Source organism: uncultured Winogradskyella sp., assembly GCF_947501905.1.
Taxonomy (GTDB): Bacteria; Bacteroidota; Bacteroidia; order Flavobacteriales; family Flavobacteriaceae; genus Winogradskyella.
The window spans coordinates 277,726-299,884 of sequence record NZ_CANMXL010000004.1; the positions used below are offsets into that span (position 1 = coordinate 277,726).

At 32.7% G+C, this 22,159-nt stretch carries 24 protein-coding genes; 5 read left to right on the forward strand and 19 right to left on the reverse strand.

The window, feature by feature from the left end; all coding sequences use genetic code 11:
- Position 1: 1 nt before the first annotated feature.
- The 19 genes from hisH to Q0770_RS11240 form a co-directional block, all read right to left on the reverse strand.
- Positions 2 to 583 carry an imidazole glycerol phosphate synthase subunit HisH gene (gene hisH, locus Q0770_RS11150; protein ID WP_299116947.1) on the reverse strand — a complete coding sequence of 194 codons (582 nt, stop codon included), beginning with the start codon at positions 581 to 583 and terminating at the stop codon, positions 2 to 4.
- The gene (gene hisB, locus Q0770_RS11155) at positions 583 to 1,716 is read right to left on the reverse strand and encodes a bifunctional histidinol-phosphatase/imidazoleglycerol-phosphate dehydratase HisB (protein ID WP_299116949.1); all 1,134 of its coding nucleotides are present in this window, start codon (positions 1,714 to 1,716) and stop codon (positions 583 to 585) included. Before hisB ends, hisH begins: the two co-directional genes overlap by 1 nt.
- Complete coding sequence (gene hisC, locus Q0770_RS11160) at positions 1,716 to 2,750, reverse strand: histidinol-phosphate transaminase (RefSeq protein ID WP_299116951.1); 1,035 nt, start codon at positions 2,748 to 2,750, stop codon at positions 1,716 to 1,718. Before hisC ends, hisB begins: the two co-directional genes overlap by 1 nt.
- Complete coding sequence (gene hisD / locus Q0770_RS11165) at positions 2,747 to 4,033, reverse strand: histidinol dehydrogenase (protein WP_299116953.1); 1,287 nt, start codon at positions 4,031 to 4,033, stop codon at positions 2,747 to 2,749. Before hisD ends, hisC begins: the two co-directional genes overlap by 4 nt.
- Positions 4,033 to 4,890 (reverse strand): ATP phosphoribosyltransferase, encoded by an 858-nt coding sequence (gene hisG, locus Q0770_RS11170; RefSeq protein WP_299116955.1) that lies wholly within the window; start codon positions 4,888 to 4,890, stop codon positions 4,033 to 4,035. Before hisG ends, hisD begins: the two co-directional genes overlap by 1 nt.
- 225 nt (positions 4,891 to 5,115) lie before the next feature.
- Positions 5,116 to 5,928 (reverse strand): prohibitin family protein, encoded by an 813-nt coding sequence (locus tag Q0770_RS11175; protein WP_299116957.1) that lies wholly within the window; start codon positions 5,926 to 5,928, stop codon positions 5,116 to 5,118.
- A 12-nt stretch (positions 5,929 to 5,940) separates the two neighbouring features.
- A complete protein-coding gene (locus tag Q0770_RS11180; RefSeq protein ID WP_299116959.1) occupies positions 5,941 to 7,971 on the reverse strand; it encodes a VWA domain-containing protein in 2,031 nt (676 codons plus the stop codon).
- A 3-nt stretch (positions 7,972 to 7,974) separates the two neighbouring features.
- Complete coding sequence (locus Q0770_RS11185) at positions 7,975 to 8,514, reverse strand: hypothetical protein (protein ID WP_299116961.1); 540 nt, start codon at positions 8,512 to 8,514, stop codon at positions 7,975 to 7,977.
- A gap of 23 nt (positions 8,515 to 8,537) precedes the next feature.
- A complete protein-coding gene (locus tag Q0770_RS11190) occupies positions 8,538 to 9,119 on the reverse strand; it encodes a hypothetical protein (RefSeq protein WP_299116963.1) in 582 nt (193 codons plus the stop codon).
- An 11-nt stretch (positions 9,120 to 9,130) separates the two neighbouring features.
- Entirely contained in the window at positions 9,131 to 9,877 is a 747-nt protein-coding gene (gene fabG, locus Q0770_RS11195) for a 3-oxoacyl-[acyl-carrier-protein] reductase (RefSeq protein WP_299116965.1), read from the reverse strand.
- Positions 9,878 to 9,992: 115 nt separating this feature from the next.
- Entirely contained in the window at positions 9,993 to 10,865 is an 873-nt protein-coding gene (gene sucD / locus Q0770_RS11200) for a succinate--CoA ligase subunit alpha (RefSeq protein WP_188374430.1), read from the reverse strand.
- Between the two features lie 85 nt (positions 10,866 to 10,950).
- Complete coding sequence (locus Q0770_RS11205) at positions 10,951 to 11,334, reverse strand: nuclear transport factor 2 family protein (RefSeq protein ID WP_299116969.1); 384 nt, start codon at positions 11,332 to 11,334, stop codon at positions 10,951 to 10,953.
- Between the two features lie 2 nt (positions 11,335 to 11,336).
- On the reverse strand, positions 11,337 to 12,278 hold the full coding sequence (locus Q0770_RS11210; protein WP_299116971.1) for a UDP-3-O-(3-hydroxymyristoyl)glucosamine N-acyltransferase: 942 nt from the start codon (positions 12,276 to 12,278) through the stop codon (positions 11,337 to 11,339).
- A 2-nt stretch (positions 12,279 to 12,280) separates the two neighbouring features.
- Entirely contained in the window at positions 12,281 to 12,886 is a 606-nt protein-coding gene (locus tag Q0770_RS11215; RefSeq protein ID WP_299116973.1) for a hypothetical protein, read from the reverse strand.
- Between the two features lie 4 nt (positions 12,887 to 12,890).
- Positions 12,891 to 13,457, reverse strand: a complete 567-nt coding sequence (gene efp / locus Q0770_RS11220) for an elongation factor P (protein ID WP_299116975.1) — start codon at positions 13,455 to 13,457, stop codon at positions 12,891 to 12,893.
- A gap of 19 nt (positions 13,458 to 13,476) precedes the next feature.
- Positions 13,477 to 14,262: an acyl-ACP--UDP-N-acetylglucosamine O-acyltransferase gene (lpxA, locus tag Q0770_RS11225; RefSeq protein ID WP_299116976.1), complete on the reverse strand. Its 786-nt coding sequence runs from the start codon at positions 14,260 to 14,262 to the stop codon at positions 13,477 to 13,479.
- Between the two features lies 1 nt (position 14,263).
- Positions 14,264 to 15,670: a bifunctional UDP-3-O-[3-hydroxymyristoyl] N-acetylglucosamine deacetylase/3-hydroxyacyl-ACP dehydratase gene (locus Q0770_RS11230; protein ID WP_299116978.1), complete on the reverse strand. Its 1,407-nt coding sequence runs from the start codon at positions 15,668 to 15,670 to the stop codon at positions 14,264 to 14,266.
- Positions 15,657 to 16,685: a UDP-3-O-(3-hydroxymyristoyl)glucosamine N-acyltransferase gene (lpxD, locus tag Q0770_RS11235; RefSeq protein ID WP_299116980.1), complete on the reverse strand. Its 1,029-nt coding sequence runs from the start codon at positions 16,683 to 16,685 to the stop codon at positions 15,657 to 15,659. The genes Q0770_RS11230 and lpxD overlap by 14 nt, the downstream gene beginning before the upstream one ends.
- A gap of 49 nt (positions 16,686 to 16,734) precedes the next feature.
- Positions 16,735 to 17,961, reverse strand: a complete 1,227-nt coding sequence (locus Q0770_RS11240) for an HD domain-containing protein (RefSeq protein WP_299116983.1) — start codon at positions 17,959 to 17,961, stop codon at positions 16,735 to 16,737.
- Between the two features lie 35 nt (positions 17,962 to 17,996).
- Here Q0770_RS11240 and Q0770_RS11245 point away from each other — a divergent pair, with 35 nt between their 5' ends.
- From Q0770_RS11245 to Q0770_RS11265, 5 genes are all read left to right on the forward strand, one after another.
- Positions 17,997 to 19,550, forward strand: a complete 1,554-nt coding sequence (locus Q0770_RS11245; RefSeq protein WP_299116985.1) for a bifunctional response regulator/alkaline phosphatase family protein — start codon at positions 17,997 to 17,999, stop codon at positions 19,548 to 19,550.
- A gap of 95 nt (positions 19,551 to 19,645) precedes the next feature.
- Positions 19,646 to 20,101, forward strand: a complete 456-nt coding sequence (gene tsaE / locus Q0770_RS11250) for a tRNA (adenosine(37)-N6)-threonylcarbamoyltransferase complex ATPase subunit type 1 TsaE (RefSeq protein ID WP_299116987.1) — start codon at positions 19,646 to 19,648, stop codon at positions 20,099 to 20,101.
- 157 nt (positions 20,102 to 20,258) lie between these two features.
- A complete protein-coding gene (locus Q0770_RS11255; protein ID WP_299116988.1) occupies positions 20,259 to 20,402 on the forward strand; it encodes a hypothetical protein in 144 nt (47 codons plus the stop codon).
- Positions 20,365 to 20,901, forward strand: coding sequence for a hypothetical protein (locus Q0770_RS11260; RefSeq protein WP_299116989.1), 537 nt, complete (start codon positions 20,365 to 20,367; stop codon positions 20,899 to 20,901). Before Q0770_RS11255 ends, Q0770_RS11260 begins: the two co-directional genes overlap by 38 nt.
- A 64-nt stretch (positions 20,902 to 20,965) precedes the next feature.
- Positions 20,966 to 22,159 (forward strand): alanine dehydrogenase, encoded by a 1,194-nt coding sequence (locus Q0770_RS11265; protein ID WP_299116991.1) that lies wholly within the window; start codon positions 20,966 to 20,968, stop codon positions 22,157 to 22,159.

Below are 22,159 nucleotides of genomic sequence, written 5' to 3' on the forward strand. Positions count from 1 at the left end.
TTTATAAGTCTAAAAAGTTTTGTAATAACTGAGCTCCTACTTTACTGCTTTTTTCAGGATGGAATTGCACACCAAAAAAGTTATTGTTTTCTAAAGCCGAAGCATATTCTAATTCGTAATTTGAAGTTGCAATGGCTTCATCACAATTCTCGGCATAATAACTATGTACAAGGTACATGTATTCTTCTTCTCTTATGTCTTTAAATAAATAGGATTTTAAATTATTAATGGTATTCCATCCCATCTGAGGTACTTTTACGGCATTAGAAAATCGCTTTACATCAACATTAAAAATTCCCAATCCTTTGGTGTCTCCTTCTTCTGTATGATTACACATTAATTGCATTCCTAAACAAATTCCTAAGACTGGTTGTTTCAATTTTGGAATAAGCGTATCTAACCCACTCTCTTTTAACATTTTCATCGCTGAACTAGCCTCACCTACACCTGGAAAAATCACTTTATCTGCCTTAAATATCTCATCTGGATTATCAGATAATACCGCATCATATCCCAAACGGTGAAATGCAAATTGAATACTCTTGATATTACCTGCGCCGTAATTAACTATTTTTAAATCCATTACAGCATTCCTTTTGTTGATGGCAAAATCATTTTTTCTATATCTTGCTTTACAGCCATTTTAATAGCTTTTGCAAAAGCTTTGAATATGGCTTCAATTTTATGGTGTTCATTATTACCTTCAACTTTAATATTTAAATTACATTTTGCACCATCTGTGAAGGATTTAAAGAAATGATAAAACATTTCTGTGGGCATCTTCCCAATCATTTCGCGATTAAATTCCGCATCCCAAACTAACCAGTTACGACCACCAAAGTCAACCGCCACTTGTGCTAAACAATCATCCATAGGTAATGAAAATCCATAACGTTCAATACCCAATTTGTTACCAAGTGTTTTTGCAAAAACTTCTCCTAGGGCAATAGCCGTATCTTCGATGGTATGATGTTCATCGACTTCTAAATCGCCATCTACTTTAATATTCAAGTCCATTTGACCATGACGTGCAATCTGGTCTAACATATGGTCAAAAAAGGCAATACCTGTATCTATTGAGCTTTTTCCTGTTCCATCTAGATTAAGGTCAATTTTTATTTTAGTTTCATTAGTATTTCTTTCGATAGAACCAACACGTTCTGTTGTTTTTAGAAATCTGTAGATGTCACCCCAATCGTTTGTCTCTAAAGCAATATACTGTTCTAATTCGTTGTTACTAACTGTAACTTCGCTAGTTCCAAGGTTGGTGTTATCATTAATAAATATGCCTTTTGCACCAAGATTCTTAGCTAATTCTACATCTGTTAATCTATCACCAATTACAAATGAATTTTCTAAATCATATTCATCAGAGAAATATTTAGTTAATAAACCAGTATTAGGTTTTCTGGTTGATGCATTGTCTTTGGCAAAAGTTCTATCTATAAATTGTTCTTTAAACAGTACTCCTTCTGCTTCAAATGACTTTAGCACAAAATTATGAACTGGCCAAAAGGTGTCTTCTGGGTAAATATCTGTCCCTAAGCCATCTTGATTGGTTATCATTACGATTTCAAAATTCAATTCTTTAGCAATTTTACTTAAGTATTGAAACACCTTTGGATAGAAGTCTAGCTTCTCAAAAGAGTCTATTTGCTCGTCTGCTGGTTCTCTTATTAATGTTCCGTCTCTATCTATAAATAATACAGGCTTCATTATAGTTGGTTTAAAATCTTAATTAATGTTTTATTTTCCTCTTCTGTACCGATAGTAAATCTCAGGCAGTTTTCACACAAAGGTTGCGTTGTTCTATTTCTGACAACCACACCTCTTTCAATAAGTTGTGAATATCGCTGATGCGCATCATCTACCTTAACTAATAAAAAATTTGCATCTGAAGGGTACACTTTTTGAACAAAAGAAATATTAGATAACTCATTCGCCAATACTATTCTCTGTTCTAAAATTGAATCAACTTCTTGTTTAACTTGTTCCAATTCATCCAATCGTTCTAATGCTTTATCTTGAGTTAATTGATTAACATTATATGGCGGTTTAATTTTGTTAAGAATTGAAATAATATATTCTGAGGCATAGCATATACCTAACCTAATGCCTGCTAAACCATAAGCTTTAGAGAACGTTTGTGTAATAACTAGATTAGGAAATTCATTCAATCGACTTATCCAACTGTCGCAGTTAGAAAAATCTATATACGCTTCATCTATAACTACGATACCTTTGAAACCTTCTATTAATTCTTCAATTTTATGAGCGTTAAAACTGTTAGCTGTGGGATTATTTGGAGAACACAAGAACAATAGTTTTGAATATTCATTCTGAGTTTTAAGTATTTCATTAACCCTTGGCTCAAAATTATCATCCAGCAATACGCTTTGTATTTGCACAGCGTTCAAATCAGCTAAAACGGAATACATTCCATACGTTGGTGGTAATGTGATGACATTATCTCGATTAGGCTCGCAAAAGACTCTAAATAACAAATCCAAAACTTCATCACTACCATTTCCAAACAATATTTGTGATGTTTTTACACCTTTAATGCTTGCTAGACGTTCTTTTAGTTTAGACTGTTGTGGGTCTGGATACCTATTGACATTAGTTTTAAATGGATTTTCGTTAGCATCAATAAATATCATATCTGCAGAAGCATCTTTATACTCATCTCGTGCAGAAGAATAGGCCTTTATAGTCTTAATATTATCTCTTAAAAGATTTTCTATATTCATGATTCTAAATCTTTTAATCTTATTGTTACTGCATTTTTATGTGCTTGCAATCCTTCTGCTTCTGCCATAAGTTCAATTGCTGGACCAACAGTAGCGATACCTTTTTTGGAAATTCTCTGAAACGTCATACTCTTTAGAAAACTGTCTAAATTCACACCAGAATATGCTTTAGAAAAACCATTAGTAGGCAATGTGTGGTTTGTGCCAGATGCATAATCACCAGCACTTTCAGGTGTGTAATCACCAATAAAAACTGAACCGGCATTTGCTATATTTTTTACAAAAAAATCGTTGTTTGAGGTTGAAACAATAAAGTGTTCCGGACCATAAGCATCAATTAATTCTAATGCTGTTTCAAAATTATCAACTACGATAGTTTTTGAATTATTTATGACAACAGTAGCTATTTCTTTACGAGGAAGATTGTCTAGCTGTTTATAGACTTCAGTATTAACCTCTTCTGCAAAATCTTTTGATGTAGTTACCAAAATCACTTGACTATCTAAACCATGTTCTGCTTGGCTTAATAAATCTGAAGCGACGAATGCCGCATTTGCTGATTCATCTGCCATTACTAGTAGTTCGCTTGGGCCAGCTGGCATATCAATGGCTACACCATACTTTGTGGCTAACTGTTTTGCCACAGTTACATATTGATTTCCTGGGCCAAATATTTTATATACTTGAGGAATGGACGCTGTTCCAAAAGTTAATCCAGCAATAGCTTGTATGCCACCTACTTTAAATATCTTAGTGACACCGCAAAGCTGTGCTGTATATAGTATTTCATTAGCAATATTACCTTCCTTATTTGGCGGAGAACATAAAACTATCTCTTTACAACCAGCAATATTTGCTGGCACCGCTAACATTAAAACTGTTGAAAACAAAGGTGCAGTTCCACCCGGAATGTATAATCCGACTTTTTGAATAGGGCGTTTTTCTTGCCAACATTCAACACCATCCATAGTTTCTATGAAGACTTTATCTGTTTTTTGGGCTTTGTGAAACTTTTCTATATTAGATTTAGCTAATCGGATTGCATCTTTCAATTCATTTGAAACCAAATTTGAAGCCAATTCTATTTCATTTCCTCTAACTCTAATTGAATCTAATTTTACTTTATCGAATTTCTCAGCATAAAGATTTATTGCAGTATCACCATTAGTTTCAACATTCTTAAACACCTCTACTACAGTAGCTTCAATATCATCAACAGTTTTTGTTGGGCGTTTAAGGATGATTTTCCAATCATCTCTTTTAGGGTTATTAATAATTCTCATTACAATACCATATTTTCTATCGGACAAACCAATATGCCTTCTGCTCCATTAACTTTTAATTCGTCAATGACATCCCAGAAATCGTTTTTATTAATTACTGAGTGCAATGAGCTCCAACCCTCTTTTGCAAGAGGTAATATCGTTGGACTATTCATACCCGGTAGAATTTGAACAATTTTGTCAAGTCTATCATTAGGTGCATTAAGTAATACATATTTGTTTTCTCGTCCCCGCAATACCGACTTTAAACGAAATTGAATTTTATCTATAATTGTTTGATTTTCTTTTGAAATCTTTGGAGAAGTAGCCAATACAGCTTCAGATTTTAAGAGTACTTCAATCTCTTTTAACCCATTTTTAAACAAAGTACTACCACTAGAAACAATATCGCAAATACCATCTGCTAAACCAATATTTGGAGCAATCTCAACTGAACCATTAATGATATGAAGATTTGCTTTTATACTGGCTTTATCTAAAAATTGATTTACTGTATTCGGATACGATGTTGCAATACGCTTGCCTTCTAAATCTTTCAGGTTTTTTGCTGTAGAAGATTTTGGCACTGCAATAGACACCTTGCATTTTGAAAAACCTAAGCGCTCAACAATAGTTAAGTCATTTCCTTTTTCAATCAAGACATTTTCACCAATAATAGCTGCATCTACCACACCATCTCTTAGATACTGAGGGATATCTCCATTTCTTAGATAAAAGACCTCTAAAGGGAAGTTTCTGGCTGAAGCTTTGAGCTGGTCCTTACCGTTATCTACAGAAATACCAATGGCTTTTAAGATTTTCATTGAGTCTTCATTAAGGCGACCCGATTTTTGAACTGCAATTTTTAATTTATTCATTTTTAAATTTGAATAGTTTGAAAAAATAGATGCGTTTACAAACAAAAAACCCATCTGAATTTATCAAACGGGTTTTTAAATATATTTTGAAATTATTCAATACATCTTCACCTCGCTTGAACGATTAAATGAAAATGATGATGTAATTGAGTAATAGTCATGTCTTATTTTGTTGAAACAAATTTTCAGAAAAATAAATTACAATTCCAAGTGTTTAACAAACTTTTATTGATTTCCCAATATTATTGGCATTCCACTATCACCGGAACCAATTACAATAACCTTACTATTAGGTGATTCTGATAATTTTATAGTCGCTTCAATACCCTTATCCTGAAGGATTTTATCTGTTAAAGACGCACTTAATATACGGTTAGCATCTGCTTTACCTTGTGCTTCTATACGTTGTTTTTGTGCTTCTTTATCTGCTGTAACTAATCTGAACTCGTATTCTAAAGACTCTTGCTCTTGTTTTAGCTTACGCTCAATGGCATCTTTAATTGTTGGTGGTAATTGTACATCTTCTACTAAAACACGCTTCACAATTAAATATTGTCCTTCTAATAGTTTAGTAACTTCATCTAATATTTCTTGCTCAATGACATCACGCTTACTAGAATATAATTGTTCAGGTGTATAACGCCCTACTACACTTCTTGCAGCTGCGTTAATAGCTGGATCTAAAAGTTCGTTTTCATAATCCTCACCTTTAGTTTTTATCAACTTACCTAGATTACTGTATTCTGGTTCATACCAGATAGTTCCATTTACCTTTACTTCAAGTCCATTAACAGAAAGTACATTCATATTATCTGAAATTGATTGCTGTCTTACTTTACGAATTATCATATCATTCCATGGTGCTACAACATGAAAGCCTTCTCCGTATGTTTTTTCTGTGTTGATACCATCTCCTAATCGTTCAAAAATAACACCACCTTCTCCAGGCCCTATTGTAACTGCTGATTTTGCAACTAATATTATTAATACGACTACTGCTATTAAAATAGGCAATCCAATCTTTGGTAATTTTTCCATTTCTTTATTTTTTTAAATTAGTCCGTTATATTTTCTGATAAACCACTCCAAAGATAAGGCTAAAGCAATTAATCCGAGTAAGTATTTCCAATCTATTATTGGTATTGTGCTACGTTTGCTTTTTTGGATTGTTGCATAGCGCGTATCATTAAGCAAACTTTCTACAAGGTTATTAGTTTGATTACTATAAAACGATTTACCATTTGTACTAGTCGCTAAACTATTAAGCTTTGTTACATCTGCATTTAAGAATTGCTGTTCTACATTGTATGCTAAAACTTTAAACCCTCCTGAAGCAGAAACGGGCTCATCTTGATTTTTAACTGTAAAACTATAATCTCCAGGTGCAATTCCGCTTAAATCAATTCTGTATGATGCATTTTTCAGTAATAGCGGTAGTGTTTTGGTTTCGTTAGTCTCATTGTTCTTATACGTTACTTGTAGATTAGCATTACTATCAAATTCATAGTTTTTATTAAAGAACTGAGCGCTTAAAACAATGGTTTCGTTCTGGTTATAAAACGATTTGTGGTCTAGGTTTAATCGGTTTCGTTTTTTGTTGGAGCTAAGATATTGTACCAATTTACCTATAAAATTATCGAAATCTGAAAAACTATCAGTATCAAGATAGCTTTGAGCGCGCCATCTCCAAATACCTTCTCCACTTAATAATGCATATTTTTGCCCATTGGCTTCAAAGCTACTTAAAAGTGGCGCATCAATATTAACACCATTTACTGTTTTAAATAATAATGTTTCTTCTGGGACTTTAAAGGTTACCGAACCAAACTCAGATTGCAATGGCGGATAATTATCAAACGAAATATTATCTACTATAAATGTGCCATAATTTGTATTTACTGCTGGTTGAAAATCTTCAGACTGATTTGTTATTTCTTGAGAGAAAAATACTTGACTATTATTAACAACATCAAAGTCAGTAGTGTTCCCTGTTATTGTAAATGTATTAAGTTTTATTCTAGAAATCTCATCTAATAAATCTTTAAAGTTATTATTTGGCTGATACAATATAACTAATTGAAAATCATTTATTTTAGAAATAACATTCCTTGGTTTTAAAATTGAAACACTTCGCTGTTCATTACTTTCTATTGATTTTTTTAAGGCTCCTATATCTGGATGTAAACCATCTGCAACAAGTGCAATATTTGTCTTTTGATCAATAATTTCTACACCAAAATTTTTATAATTATTAACTGTATTTTTTTCATTTTCAAGTGGCGATATTTCTACCTTATAAGTTTTGACACCAACTTGACTTGCATTTAATGTTGTGTTTATAATCTCTGAAGAGTTAGAATTATCTAGAGTTATATTTTTAGAGAATAAAACCGTATTTCCTGAGCTAATTTTAAGCTGACTACTAACACTCTCTTCTCCTGAATAATTAACAATTACTTCTACTGGAAAACGATTTTTAAGATATGCGAACCTATTTACATTGACCTGCTGTAGTCTTAAATCTGAAAAATTAGTTGTATCTCCTAATATAACTGGGAATATGGCTTGTTTGTTCTTTTTTGCAGAATATAGATAATCATTACCTAGAGTCTGATTTCCATCTGAAACAATTAGGACTGGAGCTATTTGTCCTTTATAAAGTTCATTATAGTTTTTAAAGAAACTTGAAAAATTAGACTGATTGTCTTTAAAATCCAAAGAATCTATTGAAGATGTAGAGTTACCAAACTTGTAGGTCTTAATATCAAATCTATCTAGTAAACGCGTATTTTTAGATAAGTTATTATAAATCTGCGTAGCAATTTCATCTTGCTTTAAATAAGCAATAGACTCAGAATTATCCAGAGCTATTACAAGGTTTGGTTTTTCTTCATAATAAGTAACAGCCTCAAATTTTGGATTTATAAGTAGTATTAATATACTAAAAATCGCTATGAATCTTAGAGCTGATAGTACCCATTTAAGCTTGTTGTATTTTGTTTTATAGACATACTGAAAAAGCGCTAATAATAGCGCTAATATTCCAGATAGTATAAGATATATAATTGTGCTGCTTGCCAATATTTATTTTACTTTTAAAATATCAAAGGAATTTAGAAAGCGCTTGATGCTCTCGTTATTATCATTATCTATTAAACATACCACTTGAGTTATAAACATAACATTATCAACAAGATATGCGTTTACATAAATATAACCCACAGAGATTTCAATCTTTATCTCTCTTCCCGGATAACCATTAAGAACTATTCTTTTATCATAAAGCAACGTACCTTTTACATTACTTACCGCACCTTCTACAGCACCGTCCAAAATACTATCCGTATAATCAGAATCTACATCTTTAAATTGCTCTTCTGGATAATCAGATCTAATTACAGAATACACAGCATTATAATCCGCCAAAACTGTTGGTGAATACATGACCATATGCATATCTAAGTCGCCTAATGCAGTATTAATCTTTTGCTGAGAGCGCTCTGGTTCACTAGGGAAGTTTGCAATAAATGCCAAATCTTCAGATTTATATCTATCCCAATCTTGAGCAAAACTCATATTGAATGTGATTAATCCAATAGCTAATATTAGAATACTTTTTTTCATACTTATTAATTTAAAGAAAGTCACTATTGCTTAACATTTATCAACTCAAAAGAATCAAAAAAACGGTTTGCATTTTTATTCCCTTCATCTTCTTTCTGATAAATAACTTGTGCTAGGTATAATTTAATACCGACTAAAACTACTTTCATTTGTATTATATAATCACCCTCAAGAGCTATCTTAATCATTCTTCCTCTATATCCATTAAAGACTATTTTCTTTTCTGATACTAAGGAACCATTAGTATTGGTTACTGCACCATCCACGCTGTTATCAAGAACCTCATTTTGCTTTTCAGAAGATTCTAGTTTATTTGGAAAAAATGAATTTGGATACTTTGTATAGGACGACATATATACTAGATTAGCATCATTACTACTTTGCAGAGTGTATGTATGCATTTTGACGGTGCCTTTTTCCGTAGGTACATCGGTTAATCCTTTTTCTGGCTGATTAGGAAAATTAATAATATATGCAGCATAGGCATCTTTAACTTTATGCCAATCATTAATGCCAGTCAAGGCTGATTTTAAATCAGTTTTATCTTGAGCTATTAAGCTTAAAGAGCTTACCGTAAAAAGTAATATTAATAGTGTCCTTTTCATATAAATACAATTTATGTCAACATGCCTCCATCAACATTTAGCGTCTGCCCTGTAACATATGCGCTTAAGTCACTAGCTAAATAAACACACGCATTTGCTATATCTTCAGGTGTTCCGCCTCGTTTTAATGGAATAGCTGCTCGCCAACCTTTTACAGTTTCTTCGTCAAGTTTTGCTGTCATTTCAGTTTCAATAAAACCAGGTGCAATAACATTACTCCTTATATTTCTTGAACCTAATTCCAAGGCTACTGACTTAGAAAATCCAATAATTCCAGCTTTTGATGCTGCATAATTGGTTTGACCAGCATTACCTTTAACACCAACAACAGAACTCATATTAATAATTGAGCCTTTACGTTGCTTGAGCATTGTACGTTGTACAGCTTTAGTCATATTGAACACCGATTTAAGATTAACTTCTATTACTTTATCAAAGTCCTCTTCTCCCATACGCATTAAAAGATTATCCTTAGTAATACCAGCATTATTGATTAAAATGTCTATGCCTCCAAAATCTTCTAAAACGTCTTCAGCTAATTTTTGAGCTTGTTCAAAACTTGCAGCATTGCTTTGATAACCTTTAGCTTTTACACCTTTGGAATTCAAATCCGCTTCGAGAGCATTAGCAGCTTCAACAGAAGAACTATATGTAAATGCAACATTTGCACCATGTTCTGCAAAAACTTCAGCAATACCTTTGCCAATTCCTCGGGATGCTCCTGTTATGATTGCTGTTTTACCTTCTAATAATTTCATATTGTTTGGTTAGTTTGTTTAATAGTATGTTATTTCAAATATATAAATTACAAATTGCATGAAATAAAAAAACCTTACAAGATTTTGTAAGGTTTTTAACAGTGTTATTTTTTGATTAGCCTAATACTTCAGCTACTTTCTTTCCTATTTCGGCTGGTGAATCAACAACATGTATTCCACATGCTCTCATGATTTTCTTTTTAGCTTGAGCTGTATCGTCACTACCTCCAACAATTGCTCCAGCATGACCCATTGTACGACCTGCTGGTGCAGTTTCGCCAGCAATAAAACCTACCACAGGCTTTTTACTGCCACTATTCTTATACCATTCTGCAGCGTCAGCTTCTAACTGACCGCCAATTTCACCAATCATTACAACGGCTTCAGTTTCAGGGTCATTAATTAAAAGTTCAACAGCTTCTTTAGTTGTTGTACCAATAATTGGGTCACCACCAATACCAATAGCTGTTGTAATACCTAAGCCTTGTTTTACAACTTGGTCAGCAGCTTCGTAAGTTAAAGTTCCAGATTTTGATACAATACCTACTTTACCAGATTTAAATACAAATCCTGGCATAATGCCAACTTTTGCTTCACCAGGCGTAATTACACCGGGACAATTAGGACCCACTAATCGACAATTTCTATCTTTTATATAATCTGCAGCTTTAATCATATCCGCAACAGGAATACCTTCAGTAATAGTAATAATTACTTTAATACCTGCGTCAGCAGCTTCCATAATTGCATCTGCAGCAAATGCTGGTGGCACAAAAATAATAGTTGTATCTGCTCCAACTTTTTCTACAGCTTCAGAAACTGTGTTAAAAACTGGTCTGTCAAGGTGAGTTTGTCCGCCTTTACCTGGAGTAACACCACCAACAACGTTTGTTCCATATTCTATCATTTGTCCAGCGTGAAACGTACCTTCACTACCAGTAAAACCTTGTACAATTATATTTGAATCTTTATTGACTAAAACGCTCATTTAATTTTGAATTTTTATTCGTTTAAAACGATGCAAAAATAAGTCTTTTGACACGTATTAACGAAGTGTTTTTAAATATTATTTTTTAAGAATTTATAGTTTTCTCGTCTGCCAATTGGCTTAACTCATAACAACGATAAAGTTTACCATCTTTAATTTCCCAAATAGCAATAAAATGGGCTAATAACACTTCTTCATTAGGTTGTTCGATAGTTTGCGCATACAAATGATGACGACTTGTAACACTTTCTCCATTTTCTAACAAATGCGTATGGACAAATCTCATGCTATTGTAAGATGCTCTTACACCCTCAAAAAATGATACTATATCATCATATTTCAATAAAGCAAAACCGTTACTACTATTCCAATGCAATTCACAGTCTTTATGAAAAAAATCAGGAACAAGAGTTTCATTATTTGCAACATCAGAACTGTAAAATTGTTCAAGTAGTTTTTTTGCTGACATTATTAAATATTTAGGTTTTTAAGTTTTTCCAATATTTCTGGAATCTGTTTTATAGAGGCTATTTCCTTGTATTTTGTTCTGAAATCTTCAGCAGGTATTCCAAAATAATGCTTTCCACCTTCTAAAGATTTACTAACACCAGCTTTAGCAGAGATAACAGTTTTTGCGCCTATAGTAATACCACTTGTAATACCAACTTGCCCCCAAATTGTTACATCATCTTCAATAACAACACATCCAGCAATTCCTGTATGAGAAGCTATCAAACAATTTTTACCAATCACGGTGTCATGACCAACTTGTATTTGATTGTCTAATTTTGAACCTTCTCCAATTGTTGTATCTGCAGTAACACCTCTGTCTATTGTACAAGAAGCTCCAATATCTACATTATCCTTGACAACTACTCTTCCACTCGATTTTAAACGATCATAGCCTTCTGGGCGCTTTTTATAATAGAACGCATTTGCACCAAGTACCGTACCCGAATGGATTGTTACATTATCTCCAATAATCGTATCATCATAAATACTAACGTTTGCATGAATCACACAGTTATCTCCTATAGTAACATTATGCCCAATAAATGCATTTGGTTGAATAACTGAGTTTTTACCAATTGTTGCAGAATCTGAAATAGAAGACACCGCATTAACAAAGGGCTTAAAAGTATCTGTGAGTTTATTAAAATCTCTAAAAGGGTCGTCGGATATTAATAAAGCTTTACCATCTGGACAATCTACTTCTTTGTTAATAAGAATAATAGTCGCTGCAGAATTTAGAGCTTTGTCATAGTATTTTGGATGGTCAACAAAAACAATATCGCCAGCCTCTACAACATGAATTTCGTTCATGCCAAGAACAGAAAAATCATCTGCTCCAACATATTTAGAATCGATGATTTCTGCAATTTCTTTTAACTTATATGCTTTTGGAAATCTCATATCTAAATTATTTTAAATGTCCCATTAATGTATTCAAAAGCATTTTCATATTTATCTTTTCTATTCTCTAATGTCCAATTCATTATCATATACAGATTATCTTTACCTTCAACAAAGGCAATAATATAAAACGCATCAATACCCTCTACAGTTCCAAAAACTTTTATTTGACGTGCAGGTATTCCGTTTATTTCAGAAAGACCATAGTCTTGAATCCTTGTTTTAATAAGTGACTCTTTTAAAGATTTTTTTTGAACAATAGTATAATTTTCTAATACTGACAATGAATCATTATATTCATCAATTTCTTTAAAAACATCTATGAAATACTGTTTGTCCTCATGGATTACTACAGAATAAGTCTCTTTATAAATATTAGCGTATTCTAATGAAGCTTCAGGATGAAGACTAGGCATATCCTTCATGTATTTAGGAACATCTAATTGATACAAGCTGTCAATAGTAACAGTTTTATACGCACCTTCTGATGTAGTTTCAGAAGCTTCATATGAAGAATTAGATATCTCTTTGGTAGCTTCACTCAACATCTGAATGCAACTTGTATTGATAAACAATGACAAAACAAAAGCTATCCGTAAAATTTTCATTTCTTTATTCCTTAATTCTTTCTTTATAAGTACCTTTTTCAGTTTCTACCTTAATCTTATCACCTTCATTTATAAATAAAGGAACATTAACTGTTGCGCCGGTTTCTACAGTAGCCGGTTTTGTTGCATTTGTAGCAGTATTACCTTTTACTCCAGGCTCTGTTGCTGTGATTTCCAAAATAACTGTTGCTGGTAAATCTACAGATAAAGGCATATTATCCTCTGTATTGATTTGAATAGTCACAACCTCACCTTCTTTCATTAATTCAGGCTTATCCAAAGCACTTTCAGCTAACTGGATTTGAGAGTAATCAGCTTCATTCATAAAATGATAAAAATCACCATCATTATACAAATACTGAAACTTATGAGTTTCAACTCGTACCTCATCTATCTTGTGACCAGCAGAAAATGTATTATCTAATACTTTTCCTGAGGTTACACTTTTTAGTTTTGTTCTAACAAATGCTGGACCTTTACCAGGTTTTACATGGAGGAATTCTATAATTTTATAAATATCATTATTGTATTTAATACATAATCCATTACGTATATCTGAAGTACTTGCCATATTGTGTTAATTAATTATTTTAGTTTGATTTAAAGTACCCTTTCATGATACCACGATGAGAATTCTTTATAAACTGCAGAATTTCATCTCGTTCTGAAGTTGCTTCCATTTCTGCTTCAATAATTTCTGAAGCTTGAGTATTATTATACTGTTTTTGATAAAGTAAGCGATAGATATCCTGAATTTCTCTAATTTTTTCTGTTGTATAACCTCTTCGTCTTAGACCAACTGAGTTAATCCCTACGTAGGATAATGGCTCTCGAGCTGCTTTCACATAAGGCGGTACATCTTTTCTCACCAAAGAACCTCCAGTAACAAATGCATGGTTACCAACAGATACAAATTGATGTACTGCAGTCATACCTGCAAGAATTACATAATCACCCACAGTTATATGTCCTGCAAGTGTACTATTATTTGAAAAAATGCAATTATCACCTACAATACAATCGTGTGCAATATGGCAATACGCCATTATAAGACAATTATTACCAATCACTGTTTTCATTCTATCTGCTGTACCACGATTGATAGTAACACATTCTCTAATAGTTACATTATCTCCAATTTCTACAGTTGTTTCCTCATCATTATATTTTAAATCTTGAGGTACGGCAGAGATTACTGCTCCAGGGAAAATATTACAGTTTTTACCTATACGCGCACCTTCCATAATCGTAACATTACTTCCTATCCATGTGCCTTCACCAATAACAACATTGTTATGTATTGTTGTAAAAGGCTCAATAACTACATTCTTTGCAATTTTTGCTCCAGGATGTACATATGCTAAAGGTTGGTTCATCTTATTTTACTTTTGAAATTTGTGCCATTAATTCGGCTTCTGCACATAATTTGCCATTTGCATAAGCATAACCTTGCATATGACAAATACCTCTTCGAATAGGCGTTATTAAATCGCATTTAAAGATTAAAGTGTCCCCAGGAACAACTTTTTGCTTGAACTTTACTTTATCTATTTTCATAAAGAACGTCAAGTAATTTTCTGGATCTGGCACTGTGCTTAAAACCAATATTCCACCTGTTTGTGCCATCGCCTCAACAATTAAAACTCCAGGCATAACTGGTGCTCCTGGAAAATGACCTTTAAAGAACTCTTCATTCATGGTCACATTCTTCATACCAATTACATGACTTTCAGAAAGTTCAAATATTTTATCGAGAAGCAAAAATGGTTGTCTATGTGGTAACATATCCATGATTTGATTCACATCCATTAAAGGCGTTGAATTCAAATCTACAGTTGGAACATTATTACGTCTTTCATTTTTAATAATCTTAGACATTTTCTTTGCAAACTGAGTGTTTACAAAATGACCAGGCTTGTTAGCAATTACTTTACCTCTTATTCGAGTACCTATTAAGGCCAAATCTCCAATAACATCTAACAGTTTATGTCTTGCAGCCTCGTTTGGGTGATGCAATGTTAGATTATCTAATATTCCATTAGGTTTTACTGCAATCTTATCTTTTTTGAATGCTACTCGTAACCTATCCATAGTTTCAGGAGATAATTCTTTATCTACATACACTATAGCATTGTTTAAATCTCCTCCTTTGATTAATCCATGCTCTAAAAGCATTTCGATTTCATGAAGAAAACTAAACGTTCTTGAATCGGCAATTTCAGTTTTAAAATCTGAAATCTTATTTAGTGTCGCATTTTGTGTGCCTAAAACTTTAGTTCCAAAGTCTACCATAGTAGTGACTTGATAACTTGTTGCTGGCATTAGTATTATTTCACTACCAGTTTCTTCATCAGAATATGAAACAACTTCAGTTACTACATACTCTTCTCTAAGAGCATCTTGTTCTACTATACCTGCTTTTTCTATGGATTCTATAAAAAACTTTGACGAGCCGTCCATAATTGGGGGCTCTGAAGCATTAAGTTCTATAACGGCATTGTCAATATCTAAACCTACTAGAGCAGCTAAAACATGCTCGCAAGTTTGAATAGTAACACCATTTTTTTCTAAACAGGTACCGCGTTGTGTATTTGTAACATAGTTGGCATCCGCTTCTATTTTCGGGCTACCTTCTAAATCTACGCGTTCAAAAACAAATCCAGAGTTTGGAGCTCCAGATTTAAAAACTAAAGTGACATCATCACCTGTATGAAGTCCAACTCCTTTAAGGCTAACTTCATTTTCAATAGTTTTTTGTTTGACTTGAGTTTTAACTATCGCCATTTAATTTCTTTTCTAAATCGTTTATATTTTTCACAATCTTAGGCAAATTCTTAAAATGCACATAAGATTTATTATAATCGCCATAAGCTAAAGCCGGAGAACCTTGAAGCACTTCATCATCTTTAATACTTCTTCCAATACCAGACTGAGCTTGTATTCTAACATTGTTACCTATTGTAATATGCCCAACGATACCAACTTGTCCCCCAATTTGGCAATTTTCTCCTATTTTGGTCGAACCAGCAATACCCGTTTGTGCGGCAATGACAGTGTTTTTGCCGATTTCTACATTATGAGCAATTTGTATTTGGTTATCTAACTTAACCCCTTTTCTTATTACAGTCGAGCCTAAGGTAGCTCTATCTATTGTAGTGCCAGCTCCAATATCTACATTATCTTCTAAAATGACATTACCAATTTGTGGTACTTTGGAATATTCTCCATTTTCATCAGGTGCAAAACCAAAGCCATCAGCACCAATAATTGCCCCAGAGTTAATAACACAGTTATTACCAATGACACATTCTGAATATATTTTGCCGCCAGAAAAAACAATTGTATTGTCACCAAGAGTTACGTTATCTCCAATATATGAGTTAGGAAATATTTTTACATTATCCCCTAGTTTTACATTGTTACCGATATAAGAAAACGCTCCTACATATATGTTTTCACCAATTTTAGCAGATTCAGAAATATAAGATGGATTTTCTATTCCAGACTTATTGAGTTTAATTTGATTATAATACTCTAATAACTTTGTAAATGCTTTATAAGCATCCTCAACTTTTATCAAAGTTGTTGATAAATCTTCTTCAGGTTCAAAATCTGAATTAACTATAGTTATTGACGCTTTTGTAGAATATATAAAAGGTTTATATTTTGGATTTGCTAAAAAGGTCAAAGAACCTTCCGTACCTTCTTCTATTTTAGATAAAGTAGAAACTTCAACATTTGAGTCTCCAATTACTGTTCCTTCTAAAATTCCGGCTATCTGTTCTGCTGTAAATTTCAACTGTCTTGTTTAAGCTTATGGTTGGTCTGGCAAAAATAGAAAAAATGTCTTACATTTTGTTTTTAGGATAACAGATATAATATTTAGTTACAGGTTTACTCAAAGCATTAAGGTTTAATTGGTCTGAAGCCTTTATAATATCTTTTACTTTTCCTGTTTTGAACAATATATTTATTTGCTCTTTGGATTTTTTATAGGCTTGATTTGTAATTTTTCCATTAAAAACAAAATAATTAGCCTCGGCTTCAGTGATATTATATTCGCTCATTAAAGCCTCCTTGTGCTCTTTTAAGCTTGAAGTCTTAATAGGTTTATTTTTGATTTTTATTTTTAGTAAATCTCTATTAATTATAATATCACACAAATTTTTTAGTACAAAATCATCATGGTATTGCCATGATTTCATTGCAGATACAATATCATAATCGTCTAATCTTGAAAAAATCTCTAAGCTGTCATTATTAAAATTAGATAGATTAATATCATTTTTAAGGAAATAGGTTAATGGTTCACTAGCTTCAAGACTTACGTCTGTTTTTACTAACTCTTTAGCCCTTTGTAACACTCGAGTTAGCATCTGTTCAGCTACTAATCCAGTTTTATGTAAGTACACTTGCCAGTACATAAAACGGCGGGCAATTAAGAATTTTTCGACACTATAAATCCCTTTTTCTTCAATAACCAATTCGTCATTAACGACATTGAGCATGGTTATTAAACGTTCACTATTAATGTTTCCTTCAGCTACACCAGTATAAAAACTATCACGCTTTAAGTAATCTGCTCTATCCATATCTAATTGACTAGAAATGAGCTGACACATGAAACGTCTGTGATATTTACCCTTAAAGATTTCTATGGCTAAGGTTAAACTTCCGTTAAATTCTGAATTTAATTTCTCCATAAAAGCCAACGAAATTTCCTCATGAGAAATTTCATTTACTATACTATGTTCCATAGCGTGGGAAAAAGGTCCGTGTCCTATATCATGTAATAAAATAGCAACATAAAGTGCAGTTTCTTCATCATTAGAAATTGTAACACCTTTAAAACGAAGTACATTCACCGCTTTTTGCATGAGATACATACTGCCTAATGCGTGATGAAAACGTGTATGATGTGCACCAGGATATACCAGGTATGACATCCCCATTTGACTAATTCGACGTAAACGCTGGAAATATTTGTGCTCAATTAAATCAAAAACAAGCGTATTAGGGATTGTAATAAAACCGTAAATTGGGTCGTTAAATATTTTAAGTTTGTTATTTGGCAAACGTCTGAAATTTATTAATCAAAAAGCAAATATACATGAACACTATAAATATTCTTTGGGTAGATGATGAAATTGACCTTTTAAAACCTCATATTCTCTTTTTGGAGAAGAAGGAATACAATGTCTCTACCTGTCAAAGTGGTACTGAAGCCTTAGAAATTATAGGTGACACCAACTTTGATATTGTGTTCTTAGATGAAAATATGCCTGGACTTACTGGCCTTGAAACCCTTAATGAGTTAAAAGAACGTCGTCCAAACCTTCCAGTGGTTATGATTACCAAAAGTGAAGAAGAGTATATTATGGAAGAAGCTATTGGCAGTAAGATTGCTGATTACTTGATTAAACCTGTAAATCCTAATCAGATATTATTGAGTTTAAAAAAGAATTTAGACCACTCACGTTTAATTTCAGAAAAGACAACCTCTAATTATCAACAAGAGTTTAGAAAGATTGCTATGGATTTGTCAATGGTAAACTCTTTTGAAGAATGGGCTGATCTCTATCAAAAATTGATTTATTGGGAATTAGAGCTTGAAAATATTGAAGATATTGGTATGACTCAAATTTTGGAGTCCCAAAAAAATGAAGCCAACTCACAGTTTGGTAAGTTTATAGAAAAAAATTACACCGATTGGTTTCAACCTGGTGCAGATGCCCCATTAATGTCGCATAATCTTTTTAAAGAAAAAGTCGTTCCTGAGCTTAGTGATAAGCAACCTACACTTTTAGTGGTGATAGATAATTTGCGTTATGATCAATGGCGTGCTTTTGAGCCTATCGTAAATAATTATTACAAAAAAGCCTCAGAAATGTCGTTTTATAGTATTCTACCAACGGCTACTCAATATGCACGTAACGCTATATTTTCAGGTCTAATGCCAAGTGATATGGAAAAATTATTTCCACAATATTGGAAAAACGATACGGACGAAGGTGGAAAAAATATGCATGAAGAAGATTTTTTACGTGAACAATTGAAACGTTTAGGATTATCACATATTAATTACTCTTATAATAAGATAACCAGTCTCAGAGGTGGAAAAAAATTGGTAGACAATTTTAAAAGCCTAAAAGACAATGACCTAAATGTTGTAGTCTATAATTTTGTTGATATGCTATCGCATTCTAAAACAGAAATGGAAGTTGTTAAAGAATTAGCGTCAAACGATAAAGCGTATCGTTCATTAACACAAAGTTGGTTTAAAAACTCGCCATTATTAGAAATGATTCAGTTGTCACAACAATTAGGATTTAAATTAATACTAACTACAGATCACGGTACCATTAATGTATCTGCTCCAACAAAGGTTATTGGAGATAGAGATACTAGTCTTAACTTACGTTATAAAACTGGTCGTAGCTTAACCTACCAAGACAAAGATGTTTTAGCCATCAAAGACCCTAAGTCTATTCATTTGCCATCTATTACGATGAGTAGCTCGTTTATTTTTGCCAAGAATGATTTATTTCTAGCTTATCCAAACAACTTTAATCATTATGTAAGTTATTATCGTAACACATACCAACATGGTGGAGTTTCTTTAGAAGAGATGATAATTCCATTTGTGGTTTTAGACCCTAAATAAATCTATGTAAGGCAAAAAAATCCGATGAAACACACTTTTTTCTAGGTTTTTTGATAATTTATATGTAATATTGCCATGTTTCGTAAAATGAAATTTTGGACACAAGACAATACATATACAATTTAGAAGACATAGATGTTATTGCATCTAAGGTTTTAGAACAATTAAATTCTAAAGTTGTATTGTTTAATGGAAACATGGGAGCTGGTAAAACTACACTTATAAAAGCTTTAGTAAAAGCTATGAAAAGTGAAGATATTGCTACCAGTCCAACGTTTTCAATTGTCAATGAATATCAAATACCTAATGATAAAATTTATCATTTTGATTTTTACAGAATAGAAGATATTGAAGAAGCTTATAATTTTGGAATAGAAGACTATTTTGCTTCAAACCATTGGTTATTTGTTGAATGGTCAGAGCGCATTGCTTCTTTAATTCCTGACGATGTTTGCATCATTGATATTTCAATTGAAAGTCCTACAAAAAGAGCCCTCAAATTAACTATAAACACAAATCAATTAACCGAAACCATGCAAGAAAGCAGCTAAAAGAACATACTAACTACTACTAAAACGAGTATAGTTATTACGGCTTTTCCGTAATTAAAAAACTAAAATTCATCGGATTTTAACACAAAGTGGTTTCATCTAAAGCGTCAACTGACCTTAAATTTGTAACTAATTAATTAATTAAATCCCTTGAATTATGAAAAGTAAAAAACTAGTCTTAGCTATCGCGATTTTTGGTGGTATGTTGTTCACTGCAGAGGCAACAAATATCATTGATTTAGATGGACAAACTAAAACAGAAATTGAAAGAAAGAACTTCAAAAAACCTCAACACGGTTAAGAAGTCTTCTAATAAAAAAGGATTTATAGTTGGTAGTATACTAGCTACAATCATAGCTATATCTCCTTACTTATTCTACTTACATGAAAGTGTTCCTACTTCGCAAGTTTGGGACACTTTTTTGTTTACATATAATAGTAGGTCATGGGGAGATGCCAACCTTGCTATGTGGATTTTAACAGGAAAAGCTCTACCACTTTTATTTTTAATTATTTGGTTTTTTACATGCCGTCATTGGTGGTATCATGCTATATTAGTACCAATAACAATGTATACATTCCAAATTTTTTCTTTTTTCAATTCAGAACTACAATACTTAGATCAATTTCAACTAATATATTTAGTGCCAATAATGGCAATTATAATTCCATCAATTTACTTGATACGTGCTCAAATGTTTAACAAAATTAATTATGCTGATAAAACTATGGAAGAGTTAGAGGCAGAATTTATGATTAAGCCTACTACAATCTGGGGCAAGATAAAGCAGTATTTTTAGCGTTAATCTCGCAAAGTTTTATTTTTATTTGTAATTTGAGTTATCAAACCAATTAGTCAACTCAATGAGTAAATCGCCATTTACCAAAGCACAACTCTTACCACAAGAAGAAACTCTAGAAATTTTAAAGCAAAAAGGCGAGCTTTTTATAGGTATACCCAAGGAAACATCTTTTCAAGAAAAACGAGTTTGCTTAACACCAGATGCCGTTTCTGCTTTGACAGCTAATGGACATCGTGTTATGGTAGAATCTGGTGCTGGCAACGGCGCTAATTTTAAAGACAAAAATTATAGTGATGCCGGTGCAGAAGTAACTAAAGATACTGCAAAGGTTTTCTCCTGCCCTATTTTACTAAAAGTAGAACCACCATCAATTGATGAGATTAAACTCATCAACCCACAAACCATATTAATTTCTGCCTTACAGTTAAAAACCCAGAATAAGGATTACTTTAAAGCCCTAGCAGAAAAACGTATCACCGCTTTTGCATTCGAGTTTATTAAAGACGAAGATGGAGCATACCCCGCTGTACGCTCTTTAAGCGAAATCGCAGGAACTGCATCTGTACTTATTGCTTCAGAATTATTATCTAACGTTAATGGTGGTAATGGCTTAATGATGGGTAACATAAATGGTGTTCCGCCTACAGAAATTGTTATTCTTGGCGCTGGAACTGTTGGTGAATTTGCTGCACGTTCAGCCATTGGATTAGGTGCAAATATTAAAGTTTTTGACAATTCTATTACCAAGTTGAGATGCTTACAATCTAATCTCAATCAAACCATCTACACTTCAACCATGCAGCCAAAAAATGTTTTAAAAGCTTTAAAACGTTGTGATGTTGCTATTGGTGCAGTACGTGGCAATAACCGCTCTCCTATAGTTGTCACTCAATCTATGGTAGATAATATGAAACCTGGAGCTGTAGTAATAGATGTTAGTATAGATATGGGCGGTTGTTTTGAAACTAGTGAGGTGACTACACATGACCATCCTACATTTGAATATAATGGGGTTACACATTATTGTGTGCCTAACATTCCTGCAAGATATTCCAGAACTGCCTCAGTATCAATAAGTAATATTTTCACACCCTATTTACTAGAAATCGGGGAAAATGGTGGCATAGAAAATACCTTAAGATTTGATAAAGGTTTGCGACATGGTTTGTATTTTTACCACGGCATTTTAACTAATAAATCTGTTGCCGATTGGTTCGGCTTAGATTTTAGTGATGCTAACTTGTTGATTTTTTAA